General features: G+C 60.2%; 16 protein-coding genes. 13 read left to right on the forward strand and 3 right to left on the reverse strand.

Going from position 1 to position 16,941, the window contains the following annotated elements; genetic code table 11:
* The first annotated feature begins 286 nt into the window (after positions 1-286).
* The 11 genes from LAN61_06985 (at position 287) to LAN61_07035 (ending at position 13,394) form a co-directional block, all read left to right on the forward strand.
* Positions 287-802 carry an Hsp20/alpha crystallin family protein gene (locus LAN61_06985; protein ID MBZ5540251.1) on the forward strand — a complete coding sequence of 172 codons (516 nt, stop codon included), beginning with the start codon at positions 287-289 and terminating at the stop codon, positions 800-802.
* A gap of 132 nt (positions 803-934) precedes the next feature.
* Positions 935-1,495 carry a nitroreductase family protein gene (locus LAN61_06990; GenBank protein MBZ5540252.1) on the forward strand — a complete coding sequence of 187 codons (561 nt, stop codon included), beginning with the start codon at positions 935-937 and terminating at the stop codon, positions 1,493-1,495.
* A gap of 18 nt (positions 1,496-1,513) precedes the next feature.
* The gene (locus tag LAN61_06995) at positions 1,514-3,772 is read left to right on the forward strand and encodes a hypothetical protein (protein MBZ5540253.1); all 2,259 of its coding nucleotides are present in this window, start codon (positions 1,514-1,516) and stop codon (positions 3,770-3,772) included.
* 59 nt (positions 3,773-3,831) lie between these two features.
* Positions 3,832-4,773, forward strand: a complete 942-nt coding sequence (locus LAN61_07000; GenBank protein MBZ5540254.1) for a hypothetical protein — start codon at positions 3,832-3,834, stop codon at positions 4,771-4,773.
* Positions 4,774-4,977: 204 nt separating this feature from the next.
* Positions 4,978-5,916 carry a hypothetical protein gene (locus LAN61_07005; GenBank protein MBZ5540255.1) on the forward strand — a complete coding sequence of 313 codons (939 nt, stop codon included), beginning with the start codon at positions 4,978-4,980 and terminating at the stop codon, positions 5,914-5,916.
* A 240-nt stretch (positions 5,917-6,156) separates the two neighbouring features.
* A complete protein-coding gene (locus LAN61_07010) occupies positions 6,157-6,981 on the forward strand; it encodes an ATP-binding cassette domain-containing protein (GenBank protein ID MBZ5540256.1) in 825 nt (274 codons plus the stop codon).
* A complete protein-coding gene (locus tag LAN61_07015) occupies positions 6,941-7,762 on the forward strand; it encodes an ABC transporter permease (protein ID MBZ5540257.1) in 822 nt (273 codons plus the stop codon). The genes LAN61_07010 and LAN61_07015 overlap by 41 nt, the downstream gene beginning before the upstream one ends.
* Positions 7,763-8,224: 462 nt before the next feature.
* Positions 8,225-9,220 carry an efflux RND transporter periplasmic adaptor subunit gene (locus tag LAN61_07020; GenBank protein MBZ5540258.1) on the forward strand — a complete coding sequence of 332 codons (996 nt, stop codon included), beginning with the start codon at positions 8,225-8,227 and terminating at the stop codon, positions 9,218-9,220.
* Positions 9,217-11,133 carry an ATP-binding cassette domain-containing protein gene (locus tag LAN61_07025; protein ID MBZ5540259.1) on the forward strand — a complete coding sequence of 639 codons (1,917 nt, stop codon included), beginning with the start codon at positions 9,217-9,219 and terminating at the stop codon, positions 11,131-11,133. The genes LAN61_07020 and LAN61_07025 overlap by 4 nt, the downstream gene beginning before the upstream one ends.
* Complete coding sequence (locus LAN61_07030) at positions 11,126-12,259, forward strand: ABC transporter permease (GenBank protein ID MBZ5540260.1); 1,134 nt, start codon at positions 11,126-11,128, stop codon at positions 12,257-12,259. Before LAN61_07025 ends, LAN61_07030 begins: the two co-directional genes overlap by 8 nt.
* 1 nt (position 12,260) lies before the next feature.
* Positions 12,261-13,394 (forward strand): ABC transporter permease, encoded by a 1,134-nt coding sequence (locus LAN61_07035; GenBank protein MBZ5540261.1) that lies wholly within the window; start codon positions 12,261-12,263, stop codon positions 13,392-13,394.
* A gap of 90 nt (positions 13,395-13,484) precedes the next feature.
* Here the strand turns inward: LAN61_07035 and LAN61_07040 are convergent, their stop codons facing one another.
* A complete protein-coding gene (locus tag LAN61_07040; protein MBZ5540262.1) occupies positions 13,485-14,549 on the reverse strand; it encodes a histidinol-phosphate aminotransferase family protein in 1,065 nt (354 codons plus the stop codon).
* Positions 14,550-14,687: 138 nt separating this feature from the next.
* Positions 14,688-15,035, reverse strand: a complete 348-nt coding sequence (locus LAN61_07045; GenBank protein MBZ5540263.1) for a PilZ domain-containing protein — start codon at positions 15,033-15,035, stop codon at positions 14,688-14,690.
* Positions 15,036-15,144: 109 nt separating this feature from the next.
* Between LAN61_07045 and msrB the strand changes: the two genes are divergently transcribed.
* A complete protein-coding gene (msrB, locus tag LAN61_07050; GenBank protein MBZ5540264.1) occupies positions 15,145-15,555 on the forward strand; it encodes a peptide-methionine (R)-S-oxide reductase MsrB in 411 nt (136 codons plus the stop codon).
* 65 nt (positions 15,556-15,620) lie between these two features.
* Here the strand turns inward: msrB and LAN61_07055 are convergent, their stop codons facing one another.
* Complete coding sequence (locus LAN61_07055) at positions 15,621-15,881, reverse strand: hypothetical protein (GenBank protein MBZ5540265.1); 261 nt, start codon at positions 15,879-15,881, stop codon at positions 15,621-15,623.
* A gap of 512 nt (positions 15,882-16,393) precedes the next feature.
* Here LAN61_07055 and LAN61_07060 point away from each other — a divergent pair.
* Entirely contained in the window at positions 16,394-16,864 is a 471-nt protein-coding gene (locus LAN61_07060) for a hypothetical protein (protein MBZ5540266.1), read from the forward strand.
* Positions 16,865-16,941: the final 77 nt, after the last annotated feature.

The following is a 16,941-nucleotide window of genomic DNA, read 5'->3' on the forward strand; positions in this document are numbered from 1 at the left end:
GTCTGGCAGCGAATAAACCTGCGTTGCATTCGGTGTGGAATGTCCTGCCATCCTGTGGTCATGGCGAACAATGCGGATATCCATGGGCCGGTTGTTGAGCCAGGCTCCCGAGGGAAATTCTGAGCGCAGGTCTTGTGATGCGCATCACTGCGCTGCCGTTCGCAGTCTGTGAATGATATTGCAGCGCTGGGCTGCGAGATTTTTGACGGAGCGGCTGTTGGGCTGGTTGACGTGAATGTTCCGCCGCGGTCCGCGTGAACGCGATCTGGAAGAGGGAGGAACGACCATGGGAGAAACTACTGCCGTTAAGCGCGCTGAAGAGCCAGTGAAAATGATCAAGCATGGATCTTTATTGGATCAGATGAACGAGATGTTTGATGCTCTTTCGCGCCGGGCGTATTCGATTTTCGAAGAGAATGGCCGCGCATTCGGCCGCGATATCGAGCACTGGTTTCAAGCGGAGCGGGAATTGCTGCATCCCGTTCATGTACATGTGATGGAGTCGGATGACTCCCTGCATATTCAGGCGGAAGTGCCGGGTTTCAGTGAAAAAGAACTGGAAATCAGCGTCGAGCCCTGCCGGCTGACGATCACGGGCAAGCGGGAAGCAAGCAAGGAAGAGAAAAAGGGCAAGACGGTATATGCGGAGCGATGCGCCGACCAGATTCTGCGCATCGTCGACCTGCCCGTGGAGGTTGAAACGGACAAAGTGTCTGCGATGCTCAAGAACGGCGTACTGGAATTGACGATGCCAAAGGCGGTAAAGGCGCGGGCTATCCGCATTCATCCTAAGGCCGCCTGAAGTCCACAGATGCTGGAACCGGACGGGCGCATGTCGCCCTTCCGATTCCCCCACCCGGCGCAAAGGGAGACCAGCGGCGCATTCGACGCAAGAGGCGGAATTGCGCGCAGGAGATGTGTCGGAGAGTGCACCATGGAAGTGATGGAAGCCATCCGAGGGCGGCGTGCGGTCCGGGATTATACCGGGGCCCGCATGGAGCGGCCGGCGATCGAGGACCTCATACAAGAGGCGATCCTGGCGCCGAGCGCGCGGAATCTGCAGCCCTGGGCATTTGCGGTCCTGCTCGATCGCGAACGCATCGAAGGCTACGGCAGGCGCTCCAAGAGCTGGCTGCTGGCGAATTTTTCGCAAACTTCGTACGACGATTCTCTCCGCAAGATGGTCGAAGACCCGGACTTCGTAATCTTTTACCACGCCCCAGCGCTCGTGCTGGTGCTGGCGAAATCTTCCGAGACGCAAGCGGCGGAGGATTGCTGTCTGGCGGCGGAAAATCTGATGCTGGCGGCTCGCGCGGAAGGGTACGGCACCTGCTGGATCGGTCTCGCACGCCCCTGGCTTGATCTGCCAGCGACCAAGGCGGAACTCAAACTGCCGGAAAGCTTCCACGTGGTCGCGCCCATTGTGGTCGGCCATCCGAAAGCCTGGCCGGAATCGCATGGGCGCAATGCGGCTGAAATTTACTGGCTTGGATGAAGATCCCGGAGGAAAAACATGTGGCTGCCGATTTGGAATGGCGAAGACCAGGGACCATTCAGCAGGATGCGGCGCAGTGTTTCGGACCCGGCGCACGGGCAGGAAACACATTTCCTGAAAGCAAACACTCTGCGATGCGTAGTCCTGGGAGTCTTGTCTCTGTCGTTATGCTGGATTATTGCCGCTGCGCAGGAAAGCGATATCGGTTGGCCGCGGACGGTCCAATCCAATGGCGAGCAGATCCAGATCTATCAGCCGCAAGTGGACAAGTGGGAAGGGGGAAGGCTGGAAGGACGTGCGGCCATCGTAGTCACGCAGCGCAATTTGCCGCAGGCCATATACGGAGTGGTCTGGCTCTCGGCGCGGACCACCCTCGACCAGGACAAGCGGCTCGTCACTCTCTATGACATCGAGGTCACGAAAGCGGCGTTTCCCTCCGCGGGGAGTCAAGAGCCGGTGTACGTGTCCAAGCTGACGAAGGCTTTGCCGCAATGGAACCTGAGCATTGGGCTGGACCGCCTATTCGCGGACCTGGCGATCACGCAAACCGAGGAAAAGGCTAAAGGCGACGCGCTGAACGCAGCTCCGCCCAGGATCTATGTCCGCCAGAATCCTGCGGTACTCATTTTGATAGATGGCCAGCCAGTGCTCCAGAAGGTGCCCGATACCAACCTGATGCGGGTGATCAACTCCCCCGCAGTGATCGTTCTGGAGACCGACACCGGCAGGTACTTCTTGCAAGGCGAGGGCTATTGGATGACCGCTTCCAGCCTGGATGGTCCCTGGAGCAAGGCCGTCAAGCCGCCGAGTTCGCTGCTGACGGTTTCGAAGATGGAGGAGCAGGCCGGCGGTGTGAATGCTGCAAAAGCGGCCCCGAGCTCATTGAGGCCTCCTCCGGAGGTCATCGTAAGCACGGAGCCCGCGGAGCTGGTCCAGCTTCAGGGCGAAGCGCAATTTTCCCCCATCGGCAGAACGCAATTGCTGTACGTGAAAAACACCGACAGCGATCTCTTCATGAACTTGCCGCAGCGGAGCTATTACGTGCTGCTGTCTGGGCGGTGGTTCAGCGCCCCGAAGCTGGAAGGTCCCTGGGAATCTGTCGCGGGCTCGGCACTGCCAGCGGATTTCGCGCACATCCCGGCCGGGCATCCCAAAGGAGATGTGCTCGCGAGCGTCCCCGGCACGGCGCAGGCGCGGGATGCCGTGGTCGCGGCACAAGTGCCGCAGACCGCGACCGTGGACCGGAGGAAAGCAACATTCACCGCGATCTATGACGGCGAACCGCAATTCAAGCCCATCGCGGGCACGGACATGATGTACGCCGCCAACTCCCCGAACGACATCATCGTCGTGGGAGGAAAATATTATGCGGTGAGCGATGGCGTGTGGTTCGTATCCGATAGCGCGCTCGGACCCTGGGCGGTCTGCGACTTTGTTCCGCCCAAAATTTATGCGATGCCACCAACTTCGCCGGTGTATCACGTGAAGTATGTCTACGTTTACGATGCGACGCCGGATTTCGTGTACGTCGGATATACGCCGGGATATTTTGGGGCGTTCATTTGGGATGGCGTCGTGGTGTACGGGACGGGGTTCTGGTATCCGGGCTGGTGCACCGACTACTGGTGTGGCTGGCCATGGACCTGGGGCTTCGGATTCCATTACATGTACTGGGGTGGCGGCTTCTACTGGCGGCCCTGGTACCCCAACCGTTGGTATTGGCACCCTTGGCCCTATCAACGTGGCGGCTACGGTGTGTGGAACCGCCGCGTATTGTATAACCGCTCGGTCGAAAGGACGGTCAGCCGGATCAGCCTGCGCAATGCAAGTGTGTACGACCGGTGGAAAGAACCCGCGGTGTTCAGCCGCCGTCCAGTTCCTCTGCGGCCCTCCGGAGCGGGGGGTGCGCGTCCCGGAATCACGCCGCGAAGGCCAACCCCAGGAAGAGCGGCGCCAACCAGGCCTGACCTGTACGCAGGGCGGGATGGGCAGGTTTACACGCACAGGAATGACGGCTGGTACCGGCGCGACGGACGGAATTGGGAGAGGGTCGAACCCCGGCCTTCTGCACCCGGAGCCAGACCCCAGGCTGCCCCGGCTCGGCCGAGCACGGGGCGCCCGAGCAGTACGGTCGGAGATCTCCAACGTGAGCGACAAGCGCGCATTCAGGGAGCCAACCGGACCCGTCAGTACCGCAGCATGAGCCCGCCACGCGGGACAGGCGGGCGTGTACCAAGCGGTGGGGGAAGACCACCCGCTGGTGGAAGACCGCATTGAGAATTGCCGAACAAATTCCCGATGCGCGAAGGCACGAAGATTGGCGACAGGAGGTTTCCATGAGAGGTCGAAACATTGCGTGGGTAATGGTTATTGGACTGCTGGTCGCGATGGCCGGAGCCGCGGTAGCCTGGGCATCGCAGCAAGGCGCTTCATCCTCGACGGTTCCGGTGACCTTTGTTGTTTCCGTCGAAGCAAATCAAGGGAAGGACGTTCCCACCATCCACCGCGAGGACATCCGGGCATTTCAAGGCCGCGATCGCCTGCAAGTGACCGAGTGGGTTCCTTTGCAAGGTGAGCATGCCGAACTCGAGCTGTACGTGCTGTTGGACGACGGGAGCGACCCGGTGATCGGATTGCAGTTCGACGATTTGCGCCAATTCATGAACGCGCAACCCGCTTCCACGGCGATTGCGGTGGGTTATATGCGCTACGGCACGGTGAATATTGTTCAGAAGTTCACCAAGGATCACGCCCAGGCAGGGAAAGCGCTACGCCTCCCCATGGGTGTCTCCGGCATCTCTGCCAGTCCTTATTTGTCCATCTCAGATTTGATTAAAGGCTGGCCGGAAAGCCCCGCGCGCCGCGAAATCTTCATGATTTCGAGTGGCATCGACCCGCTGCAACCAGGTCCCAATGATACCTATCTGGCAGAGGCGATCAACCGAGCGCAACGAGCGGGTATCCAGATCTATACAATTTACGCATCCAGTGCAGGCCATTTCGGCCACTCCTTCTGGAGAATCAACTGGGGGCAAAACAATCTCTCCCAGCTGGCCGATGAGACTGGCGGGGAAGCCTATTTCCAGGGCTTTCAAACGCCTATCTCCTTCACACCTTTCCTTGAGCAGTTTGCGGATCGCCTTAAGCATCAATACCGGCTCACGGTCCTCGCCAAGCCCGGGGAAAAGGCCGGTTATCAACGCATAAGGCTGGAAACCGAAGTGCCAAACGCGGCACTTGTGGCGGCGGACAGAGTCTATGTTCCAGCCGCGAAATAGTTTGCGTCCAGTGCATGCCTGACAGGGAAGCGGTCAACTATCTGTGTGACCGCGCAGCGGTCAACCAGCCGGTGAACCGCGAAGCGTCAGGACTGGACATTTTGCATGGCGAACCGGACGCAGCGGGACCGCAGCATGAGCCCGCCAAGCGGGAAGAACGGGAGCGCAACGGCGTGGCACAAAGATTGGCGAAGGGAGGATCCCATGCGAGGCCGGAACATTGCGTGGTTCACGGCTAGCGCGCTGCTGATCGCAATGGCCGGGGCCGCAGTATCCCGGGCAGCCCAGCAAGGCGCCGCATCCTCGAGGGTTCCCGTCACCCTGATTGTTTCCGTTGAAGCGAGGCAAGGCAAGGAGATTCCCCTCATCAACCGCGAGGACGTCCGGGTGTTCCAAGGACGCGAGCGGCTTCAGGTGACGGAGTGGGTTCCACTACAAGGCGACCAGGCCGAGGTGGAATTATTCGTGCTGATCGACGACGCGATGGAGACGACTGTCGGTTCCCGCTTGAACGATATCCGTCAATTCCTGCTGGCGCAACCGGCCACCACGGCGATCGGCGTGGCTTACATCCGCCATGGCACCTTGCAAGTTGTTCAGAAGCTCACAAAGGACCACGCACAGGCCGGAAAGGCGTTGCGGCTCCCCATCGGCCAGAGCGGGGCGGTAAATCCCTACCTCTCCATTCCGGACTTGATCAAACGCTGGGCGGAGAGCCCGGCGCGCCGCGAGATCTTGCTGTTCTCGGACGGTGTGAACCGGCTGCAGGATGGCCCCAACGATTTCTATCTGGCGGAGGCCGTGGACCGCGCACAACGCGCCGGAATTCAAATTTCCACGATCTACTGTTCCGGTGCGGGGCATGGGGGCCACAGCTTCCGGAGATTTCACTGGGGGTTGAACAATCTCTCGCAGTTGGCCGATGAGACCGGCGGCGAAGCCTATTCTCAGGGCTTCCAAATGCCGATCACTTTCACGCCTTTCCTGGAGGAGTTTGCGGATCGCCTCAAGCATCAGTACCGGCTCACGGTTCTCGCCAAGCCCGAGAAGAAGGCGAGCTATCAACGCATCCGGGTGGAGACCGAAGTGCCCAATGCGGACCTCGTGGCTGCGGAAAGGATTTTTGTTCCGGCAGCGAAATAGGGTGCATGCATAAGTCCAAGTGCTTCGGACAGGCGGAAACGCGGATTAAGCTCCCGAGACTCTTTAGCCGACAGATGTGCATTGTAAGGCACGATGAAACAGTGGAAGACTATGTCGTCTCGCGTTTGCGGCGGGCGCGAAAACATGGTTCCGGCTAGACGTTTTCGGGGGTTCGGGAATCAAACGGGGCGATCTGGCACAACCGTGCAGAACGAATTTGAAACACCGATTGGCTTACAAATGAATCGCGGGGGACCGGTGGCGAACGCGGCAGCTGTTGTGGCGACAGGGATCACGCGCCGGTTCGATTCGCTTACTGCAGTTGATCACCTCAACTTCACCACGGCAAGAGGCCTCATCTTCGGCTTGCTCGGGCCGAATGGCGCAGGCAAGAGCACACTCATCAAGATGCTGATTACGCTGCTGCCCGTGAGTGAGGGAACGGCGCTGGTGGCCGGCTTCGATATCGTCCGTGAGCCGAGAGAGGTGCGCCGGAGGATCGGCTATGTGCCGCAGATGCTTTCTGCCGATGGCGAACTCACCGGCTACGAAAACCTGCTTATTTCCGCAAAACTGTATGGTATTCCGTACGCCGAGCGCCAGAAGCGCATTTCCCAGGCGCTCGAATTCATGGAACTCGCCGGCGTGGGCGACCAGCTCGTGAGCCGTTATTCCGGCGGCATGGTGCGCCGGCTCGAAATCGCGCAGGCCATGATGCATCGGCCCACGGTGTTGTTTCTCGATGAGCCCACCATAGGACTCGATCCGGTGGCAAAACATTCCTTCTGGCAACGCATCCGGGATCTGCGCCGCGAATATGGCACCACCATCTTTATGACCACGCATGACATGGAAGAAGCCGAAAGCCTCTGCGAGATCGTGACCTTCATGCATCGGGGAAAAATTGCCGCGAGTGGTTCGCCTGCCGAACTGCGGGCCGCCTTGGGACCAGCGGTGACCCTCGACGACGTGTTCATTCACTATACCGGTGCATCGATCTTGGAAGCAGGAGGAGACTTCAGAGATGCCGCCCGAACTCGCCTCACCGCCCGCCGCCTGGGCTGAAATCGCCAGGCCGGGAGATTTCTTCGTCCAGACCTTTGCCGTGGCCGAAGCGGACGTTCGCAAGCTCATCCACGATCCGGTGGAGCTTTTTACACGAATGGTGCAGCCTGTGCTGTGGCTGCTGATCTTCGGCGAGGTCTTCACGCGCACGCGAGCAATTCCAACCGGCGGCCTCAGTTACCTGGATTTCATAACGCCGGGTATTCTGGCGCAAAGTGTGCTCTTCGGGGCAATTTTCTACGGCATTTCCCTGATCTGGGAGCGCGATCTCGGGATCGTGCATAAGTTTTTAGCCAGCCCGGCGCTGCGCACCTCGCTGGTGCTGGGCCGCGCCATTTCCTCGACGGTGCGAAGCTTTTTCCAGACGTTTCTCTTGTATGTGATTGCCGAGCTTCTCGGTGTCCACTTGAGGTTTGGCGTCAAGGCTCTAGCGGGGGTGCTGGCAACGGTAGCGCTTGGCTCGGCTATTTTTGCGACCTTTTCACTCATCGCCGCTTGCGTCGTCAAATCGCGCGAGCGCTTCATGGGTATCGGCCAGGTGCTGACGATGCCGCTGTTCTTTGCGAGTAACGCCATTTATCCGCTGAGCTTGATGCCTTCGTGGCTGCGCGCGATTTCCTCGCTCAATCCGCTCACCTATCAGGTAGACGCCCTGCGCGATCTGATGCTCATCGGCGGAACGAGCACGTTTGGCCTGCTCATGGATTTCGGCGCGCAAATCCTGGCGCTGACTGTGCTGCTCGCGATTGCCACGAAGCTCTATCCTAGAATCGTTACTTGATCCGGACATCGCGCTGCCCCCGGAGGTCAGCCAGGGATTCATCCCAGCCAGTCGGGCCTTCGCGAATCGCCGAGGCTGTGCAGAAGCTGAGGAGGAAAGAACACTGCGCGAGTGCGCGATATCACGCATTGCCAACGTATATTCCCCGTGTGGAGCGAGAGAATTTACTGAAAAGAATAGACTTATCAAGAACTGCAACTGGAACGGAGGATGCTCCAGTGAGAATGTGCAGTTAGAGAAGGGGAGGCGCTTGTGCCAGCCGATACTCATACTATCGAGATCCAACTGGATCAGGCTGCTCAAAAGAAAGCAGCGGGCTCGCTGCCCCCTCCCGAACCTCCGCAGCGCACACCGCCAAAGACCTGGGTTCGCACGGCGCTGATTGTAGGAGCACTCGGACTAGCAGTGATAGGAGTGTCCCTCCGGGTTCTGCCAGGTTTGCTTCGAAAACCACCACAGAATGTGGTCGCCGCTAGCGGAAGAATCGAAGGGCGGGAAGTTACGCTTGCTCCCAAAGAGATCCAGGGACGGATCCAGAGCCTGCTGGTAGACGAAGGGCAGTCCGTCAAGAAGGGGCAACTGCTGGCGGAATTGGAATCGAAGCAGCTGGATGCGCGCTTTGCGAGTCTTGGCGCCAACGTCGCGAACCTGGATCAGCAGGTCAAACAAGCTTCGATCGATGTGATCTACACAACGAAGCACACGGCTGCCTCGGCCGCCGCGGCGGAGGCTGCAGTGAGCAGCGCGAAAGCGCACCTGACCCGGGCAAGAGCCGTCCTGGAAAATGCCGGCGTGGAACGGGATCGCGCCCTTGGTCTGTACCGGGAACAGGTAATTGCCAAAAGTGTCCTCGACCAGGCCACCATGACCTACGAGACAAGCGTGGCCGATGCGAACGCAGCGGAGAAGGATATCTCCCAGGCGGAAGCCAATCTAGCGGTGGCGCAGGCCTCGAAAGATACGGTGGCGCTCAAGCTCCAACAGCTCCGGGCCCTGCAGGAAAGCCGGCGTGCGGCGGAAGCGCAACTTGAGGAAGCCCGGGCCAACCTCGCCGAGCGCAATATTTACGCTCCGACAGACGGTACGATCCTTTCGCGGCCGGTGGAAGCCGGCGACGTCGTCAGCTCCGGTTCTCCAATTTTCGTCATGGTAGATATGAGCCGCCTGTACCTGAAGGTCTACATCCCCGAGCCGGAGATCCCCAAGATCAAGCTGGGAGACGAAGCGGACATTACGGTGGACGCCTTTCCGGGCAGAACGTTTGCCGCGCGCGTCAGCAAGATCTACCAGCAGGCGGAATTTACGCCCAAGAACGTGGAGACGAAGGAGGAGCGGGTCAAGCTGGTATTCGGTGTCGAACTGACGTTTGTGAAGCCGGAAAGAATCCTCAAGCCCGGAATGCCCGCGGATGCCGCGATCCACTGGAAGGCCGCACAAGCCCAGCCGGGATCGAAATGAGCGCCGCAGCGCAGCCGGTCATTGAAGTAAAGGAACTCTGGCGGTTCTATGGGCGCTGGAAAAAGGTTGAAGCGGTTCGCAACGTCTCCTTCGAGGTCTGGCGCGGAGAGATCTTTGGTTTGATCGGGCCGGACGGAGCCGGCAAGACGAGCATCATTCAGACGCTGGCCGGCGTCCTGAAAGCACACCGCGGCTCCGTCTCGGTCGGCGGAATCGACGTCCTTGCCAATCCCGAGGCGGTGAAAGGCCCGATTGGGTACATGCCCCAGGGGCTGGGAGTGAATCTGTATGAGAGCCTCTCGGTGCAGGAAAACATCGAGTTTTTTCGCGACCTCCGGAAATTGCCCGAGAAAACCTACCAGGAAAATCGCGCGCACCTTCTGAACATGACCCGCCTGGGCCCGTTCGTGAAGCGCCGCGCGGGCAATCTTTCGGGGGGAATGCGGCAAAAGCTGGCCCTCATCTGTGCGCTCATTCATCTGCCCGATGTGATTCTGCTCGATGAGCCGACGACCGGAGTGGATCCGATTTCGCGGCAGGAGTTCTGGCAGATCATCCGCGGTCTGGTGCAGGAGCGAAAAGTGACGGTGCTTCTGAGCACCTCCTACATGGATGAAGCCGAACGCTGCCACCGGGTTGCGCTGCTGCACTCCGGGAGGATCATCGAGCAGGGAGACCCGGAAGACCTCCGGGCCAAAGCCGCCGGGCAATTCGCGGCCATCCAGGCGGAGCCGCAGACGTCGGCGCTCAGAATCCTGCAGTCCCGGGACGACGTGCTTTCGACCGAGGCCTTCGGAAAAACGCTGCACATTCGCTTCGAGGGCGACCTCAAAAAGATCGAAATGGCCTTGCGCGCCGAGCAGATTAACGTCTTGGATGTCGCGCGGCAAGAACCCGATTTGGAAGATCTGTTCCTGCAGCTTCTTTCTTCCGGGAAACAACAGCGGCCGGAACTGCACATTCCGGCCTCCCGCGCCGCAGATCTTCCCGTCACGGTCCGGAGCCAAGCGGTAACCAAGCGCTTTGGTGATTTTGTTGCCGTGGACTCGGTGGACTTGGACGTGCACAGGGGGGAGATCTTCGGGCTGCTGGGGCCAAACGGTGCAGGGAAGACCACCCTCATCAAGATGATGTGCAGTCTTTTGGAGCCCAGCGCCGGATCGATTCAAGTGGTGGGTTTTGATATCCAGTCGGAAAAGCAGCGTGTCTGGGACCAGATCGGCTACATGTCACAGCATTTCTCGCTGTACCGGGATTTAACCGTCCGGCAAAACCTGCGGCTTTACTCCGACCTCTACGGGGTGCGGAACGCGAATTTTCGCGATTTGATGAAGTCGCTGGGGCTCGAGGAATTCGCATCGCGGCTGGCAGGTGACCTGCCCACGGGGTTCCGGCAGAGGTTATCGCTTCTTTGTGCGGTGCTGCATGGGCCGCCGGTTCTTTTCCTGGATGAACCGACATCCGGAGTCGATCCGGTGGCGCGGCGTACGTTCTGGGACCTGATCTACTCGCTTTCGCGGGAGTCCGGGGTCACCATCCTGGTCTCGACGCACTATATGAATGAAGCCAACCACTGCGACCGGCTCGGCCTGATGCATCAGGGCCGCCTGATCGCCGTGGACACGCCTGCAGGCCTGAAGCAGACCTCCGAGCGGCGTTCCGGCAGGCTGCTGGCGATCCACACGCCCGGATTCCGCGAGGCGTTTGACGTGCTCCGACCTGTCTATCCAGGCGCCTTTCTGTACGGAGACAGAATCCACCTGCGGAGCTTCGATGCCCGATTCGATGAACGCAGGGTGCTGTCCCTTCTGAGCCAGGCAGGCATCACGGACATACAAACCAGCGAGCCACAGCTTTCCATGGATGAAACCTTCATCGACTTCATCCGGACCGCGGAGATGGTTCATGCTTAGCCGCCTCTTGGCCATCATCCGCAAGGAAACTCGAGAAGTGTTGCGGGATCGAATCTACCTGAGTTTGGCGATTGCCGTCCCGCTCGTCGTTACCGTGCTCCTGGGGCTGGGATTCGTTCTGGACGTGAAGAATCTGCCGGTCGTGTTTTATGACCAAGACCGCTCCTCGCTCAGCCGCGAATACATGTACTCGTTCACCAACTCCGAATACTTCCGCCTGGTTGGAATGGTGGCCAGCCCCGCGCAGTTCGAACAGTTGATGCAGTCCGGAGCCGTACGCGCGGTAGTCGTTATCCCGCCGGATTTTTCGCGCAAGCTGAATGGCGGAAAACAGGTCGCGGTGCAGATTCTCGTGGACGGATCGTTCGCGGCACGAGCGCAAGTCGTCAGCGGCTACATCGCGGCGATTGACGGGCAATTCAACGCCCAGTTGCTGTCCAGCTATCTGGCGGGGAAGGGCGTGGTGACCACGAACCTGGTGCCGGTCTCCACGGAGGGGAGGGTCTGGTACAACCCTTCGCTGGAATCGAAGAACTCCGTCGTTCCGGGGCTTATGGTCATCACCCTGATGTTCTATCCGGGCCTGCTTGCCTCCTTGGTCGTGGTTCGGGAAAAGGAGCGGGGCACCATTTTCAATCTGTACTGCTCGCCGGTCCGGCGCTGGGAAGTGATAGCCGGGAAGGCCGTACCGTATATCGGCGTGGCCTTTCTGGACTATTTCCTGATCTTCAGTTTGAGCATCCTGGTTTTCCAGGTGCGATTTGTCGGCAGCTTTTTTGTGCTGACCCTGGCCGCCTTGCTGTACATCACTTGCTGCATCGGAGTGGGGCTGGTGATTTCCGTGTCCTGCAAGACGCAGGTCGCCGCCATGCTCGCCACCTTCGTGGCCATGATGACCCCCTCGATGATGTTTTCGGGGATGATGACGCCCATTGCCAGCATGGACCGCTCCGCGCAAATGATCAGCCGGGTGATTCCGGCGTCCTATTTCATGGGCATGGCCCGGGGCGTGTACCTGAAGGGACTGGGTTTCTCCTATTACCTGCCCGATTTTCTGACCCTGCTGCTGTTTGCAGCCGTGGTCTATGGGATTGCCATCCTTAGTTTCCGGAAGAGGGCGGGCTGAGATGCTGCGGCGCATCCTGGGAATGATCCGGAAGGAATTTGCGCAGATCCTGCGGGATCGCGCGCTCGTCTTCATCCTCATCTGGGCCTTCACGGCCGCGATCTACACCGTTGGCCGGGGCCATGCCATGGAGGTGACAAACGTTCCAACCGTTGTATACGACCTGAGCCGGAGTCCGGCAAGCCGGGAATTCCTAAGCCACCTGCAGCCTCCCTACTTCAAGCTTGTCGCCTATCTCGACCGGGAAGAGGACATCGCCAAGTATCTAGATAGCGGCAAGGCCTCCATCGCGGTGGTCATTCCTCCGGATTTCCAGCGCAAGGTCAGCGGCCAGGGACAGGCGCATGTTCAGGTCATTACGGACGGGGCCGTGGCCATGCCCGCTACCGTCGCCGTCGCTTACATCGCCGCGATCTCCAGCCGGTACTCCGTGGCGGTTTTGGAAGATCGCGCTGCCGCGGCCGGAGTCCGGCTGAGCAGCCTTCCCGGCATCGAGGAACGCGTGCGGGTGAAATACAATCCCAATATGCTGAGCTCGTGGTTCAGCAGCCTGCTGGAGCTGATGAACATGCTGACCATGGTATCACTGCTGCTGACGGCCGCGGACCTGGTGCGCGAGAAGGAACACGGCACGCTCGATCAATTGCTCGTGAGTCCCGCGCGGTCCTTCGAGATCTTTCTTGCGAAAATTATTCCCACGATCCTGGTGGTTCTGGCGCTTTCGGGGTTCAGCTTCTTATTCGTGCTGAAACCGGTCTTCCATGTTCCGATCCGTGGCAGCATGCTGCTCTTCTACAGCGTCGCTGCGCTGTATGTGTTCGCCATGACCAGCATGGGAATCGCGATCGCGGTGGTCGCCCGCAACCTCTCTCAGGCCATGATGATCATGCTACTCATTCTCCAGCCGATGATCTTTCTCTCTGGAGCGTGGAATCCTCCCGAGGCCATGAGCCCCTGGATGCGCTGGTTTAGCCTGATCTCGCCGATGCGCTACTTCATCGATTTTGGTTATGGGGTGATCCTGAAAGGGAGCGGGCTCTCAATCGTAGCGTGGGACATCGCCGGCATTGTGATTCTAGGAAGCGCGCTCTTCGCCTTCTCCCTGTGGTGGTTCCAACGAAGCCTTTCCCGCTAAGAAAACAGATCGTCAGCTGGCCGGCGCTCACCCTTTCGCAAATGCTCCAGCCATCTTGTAATTCTCCTGAGGAGCCTTACCCGATCCCGCTCATCTCCGTGCGAGACGTTTCAACACCGCCGCCAGGCGGCGCATCTCCGCGCGCGTGGTGATCGAGACGCGCACCATGCCCGAGCGGCGGAATTCCTGGCTGCGGTCGCTGAGCAGGATGCCTTCCCGGGCCAGTCGCCGCAGCATCTCCGGTCCGCGCGCGCCGAAATCCACCAGCAGGAAGTTGCCGGCGCTGGGGAACCAGCGGTGGCCGAGGCGCGTGAGTGCCGCGGCAAATTCGCTGCGCGCACGGCGCACTTCCGCCGCGTAACGCCGCACCGCCGCAGAGTCGCGCGCCGCGGCTTCGCCGGCCGCCAGCGCCGCGGTATTCACGTTGAAAACCGGCGCCACTCGCCGGAACAGCTCGGTCACCTCCGGCCGCGCGATCAGGCAGCCCAGCCGGAGTCCGGCCAGGCCCGAGGCTTTCGAATAGGTCCGCGCGACGATCAGGTGGGGGTAACGCCGAATCCAGGACGCGGCGCTCCACGCGGAAAATTCCACGTACGCCTCGTCCACCACCACCGCGGTATCCCGCGCCGCGCGCAGGATGCGGTGGAGATCGGCCTGGGGGATCAGGTTTCCGGTGGGATTATTGGGATTGGCGAGAAAGAGAACGCGGGGGTGGCGGCGCAGCGCGGCGAGCAGCCCCGCCACGGGGAAATTCATCTGCGCATCGAAACGCGGGGTGACGACCCGCGCACCATAGAGCCCGGCAAAGATGCGGTACACCGGAAACGTGGGCTCGGGGAAGAGCACGGTGCTCCCGGCATCCACGAAGACGTCGTAGACCAGGCGCAGGGCGTCGTCGCCGCCGTTGGTCAGGTGGAACTCCTCCGCCCGGACGCCGCTGGCGCGCGCCAGCCGCGCCGTTACCCGCCCGTATTCCGGGTACATGGCGATCTGCCGCGCCGAAAGCCGCCGCAGGGCCCGCAACACGGCCGGCGAGCAGCCCTGCGTATTCTCGTTCAGGTCGAGCCGCAGTTTGCCGTAGCGCCCTTCGGGCGCCGCGACGTGGGGTTTCATGCGCAGGACCGCGCGGCGCACCGGCAGATTGTACAGAGCCATTTCTCCTCCGCGAGCCCGGCGCTTCCTGCGACAACAAACGCCGAAGAAGAAGCTAGACGAAAGCAGGAAAACTGTCGAGGCGAGATTGCCGCCTCCGGCGCGGGCGCTTGGCGCCCGGATGCACAGTAAGGTGTTCGATCAGCGGCGCGGGGAAGAGCCCGGCAACGAGGTATTGCCGAAGTTCATGGTCATAAGGAAGTGGATGGCGACGCCCACCTTACCGTTGGGCTGGGGTTCCACGCGCACCACTTCCGCCACGTATTCGCAGTTCATCGGATCGGTCGGACTGCTGTAAGGGAAAGTGACGAACAGGCGCATGCCCTTGTAGTAGTTTTGCTGGTGGGTGACGAAGTACACTCCTTCGCGGGAGGCATTCGCGCTGACGATCAGGTCCTCGAAATGCTCATCCTCCGGCCGCGACGGCCGCACGCGGAGCGGCTTGGCGATCTTGGCGCGGCGGTTGTTGCGTTTTTCGGTCTGCTCCATCGCCGTTCTCGTATTATTCTTGCTCTTATTGGCTCTGTAACGTCAAGTAGTTGCGCTGAATCAGATAGTGCAAGGCGGGGGCGGAGCCGGATCCGGGGAGAAATAAATCGTGGCGGAAAAGATGCGCAAAGACGATGCCGAGTGGAAAAAGCAACTCTCGCAAAATCAGTACCATGTGACCCGGCAAAAGGGAACTGAACCGCCCTTCTCCGGCGAATACGAGGCCAGCAATTCTGCCGGCGTCTATAAATGCGTTTGCTGTGGTCAGCCCCTGTTTCGTTCCGACACCAAATACCATTCAGGTTCAGGCTGGCCCAGTTTCTGGGCCCCACTCAGCGCGGAGGCCGTGGCGACCGAAGCGGACTCCTCGCACGGCATGCGCCGCACGGAGGTGAAATGCAGCCGCTGCGACGCTCACCTGGGACACCTCTTCGAGGACGGGCCACGGCCAACGGGTCTGCGCTACTGCGTCAATTCGCTGGCGTTGAAGCTGGAAGAAGATGAAAAGCCGAAAGGTTGAAGAAAACCCCCATCATTGGGAATTTCTTCTGACCTTGTACTTTTCAACTGTTAGGCCTTTGTCCTTCAGGCTGCCGGACAGGAGCATCCCGCAAGTTCCGCGACGCGGTCCCGTTCCCACACGCCAATCAGCAGTACTTTGGTGCCCGCCGGGTACTTGAAGATGTAATAGACGTTCGTCAGTCCTTCGACCTCGAAGAACCCAGGGCGGCGCGCGTCCGCGCGCATCGGCACTCCCATCTCCAGCAGCACATGCAGCTCCGCAAGCTGCTCCTCGGAGTGGTTTCGCAGGTCCTCGACCAGGGGCCGCTGTTTCTGGATATTCATAGCCGTATCTTTCTTCTCGCTTCTTCTCTCACTGTATAAGACGCAAATAAATCGAAAATGTTTCCGGGTCCGCACGGATTACCGCGAGAGGTGGAAAACCAGAAGATGCCCCCAAGTCCAGCTTTCCGTACCGACAGTGTAGATGCGGAAGACCCCCTGGTAGCTACAAGAAGTGCAGCCCTGTGCGCGATTGTACAATCCACCCCGGGGGGACTCGAATGCCTGCGGAACAAGGGCAGGAAGGCAGGTCCAGAGACCTGTCCTGAATCAGTACCTCTGTACCGTATTACGGGAATACAAAACTTGCTACCCTCCTTCTTTGTCTGGTGGCCCGCGCTTTTTGGGGGGCTGAAACTATGAACTCCCGCTTCATTCTCGGGATTCTCGCAGCACTCGGCGTTTCATTCCTGGGCGTACCCCAGGCCCCGGCGCAGCATCCATTCCTCCCCGCCGCTTCCTTCAGTTCCTGGCGCCTGGACTATGCTCCCCAGCCTTCCCGCAGGACACCGGGAATGCTCGTTGCTGCGGGGGTCGCGGCCGCGCCCATCTTGGACTCCTGGAGTGGCGGGGTGCTCCCGCGCGCCGGGCAAAACGTCCTCTCTGCGATTCCGCTGTCCGCGTCTGCGTCGTCCCGGGCAATCAGCCGCATGCAGGCGTCCTTCCAGAGCCTGGACACGCCCTTTCTCTCGGCGGTGCGCCTGCCTCTGGCCTCGTTCTGGCGCGGGCGCATCAAGGTGGATGGATTCGAGAGCGATCTGCCAACAGATTACATCCTGTGGGGTCTGCCGGGGGCCGGTACCATGCAGGGCCTGCGCTGGAACGGCGGTGAGCATATGGGGGTCATCTTGCCGGCGCCGGACGAGTCCTATGGATTGCACCTGACCCTGCACGTCCATGCCGGTGCCGTCGAAGCCGGCGACAACTGCGCGTGGCACGGCATGCAACAAGTTGCGCGCGCTGGCCGGTATTTCTTCCGCCATTGAAGCGCAACCCTCCGCTCGGGACAAACCTGCCCGCCCGAGTTGAGTTTTCTCTACCAACATATTACTACTTTAAAAGC

It is taken from the genome of Terriglobia bacterium (assembly GCA_020072785.1).
In the GTDB taxonomy this organism is placed as follows: domain Bacteria; phylum Acidobacteriota; class Terriglobia; order Acidiferrales; family UBA7541; genus Acidiferrum.

Excerpts from the sequence above, each read along its gene's own strand:
- LAN61_06985 (MBZ5540251.1), top strand. The coding sequence starts at position 287 with ATGGGAGAAACTACTGCCGTTAAGCGCGCTGAAGAGCCAGTGAAAATG.
- LAN61_06990 (MBZ5540252.1), top strand. The coding sequence starts at position 935 with ATGGAAGTGATGGAAGCCATCCGAGGGCGGCGTGCGGTCCGGGATTAT.
- LAN61_06995 (MBZ5540253.1), top strand. The coding sequence starts at position 1,514 with ATGTGGCTGCCGATTTGGAATGGCGAAGACCAGGGACCATTCAGCAGG.
- LAN61_07000 (MBZ5540254.1), top strand. The coding sequence starts at position 3,832 with ATGAGAGGTCGAAACATTGCGTGGGTAATGGTTATTGGACTGCTGGTC.
- LAN61_07005 (MBZ5540255.1), top strand. The coding sequence starts at position 4,978 with ATGCGAGGCCGGAACATTGCGTGGTTCACGGCTAGCGCGCTGCTGATC.
- LAN61_07010 (MBZ5540256.1), top strand. The coding sequence starts at position 6,157 with ATGAATCGCGGGGGACCGGTGGCGAACGCGGCAGCTGTTGTGGCGACA.
- LAN61_07015 (MBZ5540257.1), top strand. The coding sequence starts at position 6,941 with ATGCCGCCCGAACTCGCCTCACCGCCCGCCGCCTGGGCTGAAATCGCC.
- LAN61_07025 (MBZ5540259.1), top strand. The coding sequence starts at position 9,217 with ATGAGCGCCGCAGCGCAGCCGGTCATTGAAGTAAAGGAACTCTGGCGG.
- LAN61_07030 (MBZ5540260.1), top strand. The coding sequence starts at position 11,126 with ATGCTTAGCCGCCTCTTGGCCATCATCCGCAAGGAAACTCGAGAAGTG.
- LAN61_07035 (MBZ5540261.1), top strand. The coding sequence starts at position 12,261 with ATGCTGCGGCGCATCCTGGGAATGATCCGGAAGGAATTTGCGCAGATC.
- LAN61_07040 (MBZ5540262.1), bottom strand. The coding sequence starts at position 14,549 with ATGGCTCTGTACAATCTGCCGGTGCGCCGCGCGGTCCTGCGCATGAAA.
- LAN61_07045 (MBZ5540263.1), bottom strand. The coding sequence starts at position 15,035 with ATGGAGCAGACCGAAAAACGCAACAACCGCCGCGCCAAGATCGCCAAG.
- LAN61_07055 (MBZ5540265.1), bottom strand. The coding sequence starts at position 15,881 with ATGAATATCCAGAAACAGCGGCCCCTGGTCGAGGACCTGCGAAACCAC.
- LAN61_07060 (MBZ5540266.1), top strand. The coding sequence starts at position 16,394 with ATGCTCGTTGCTGCGGGGGTCGCGGCCGCGCCCATCTTGGACTCCTGG.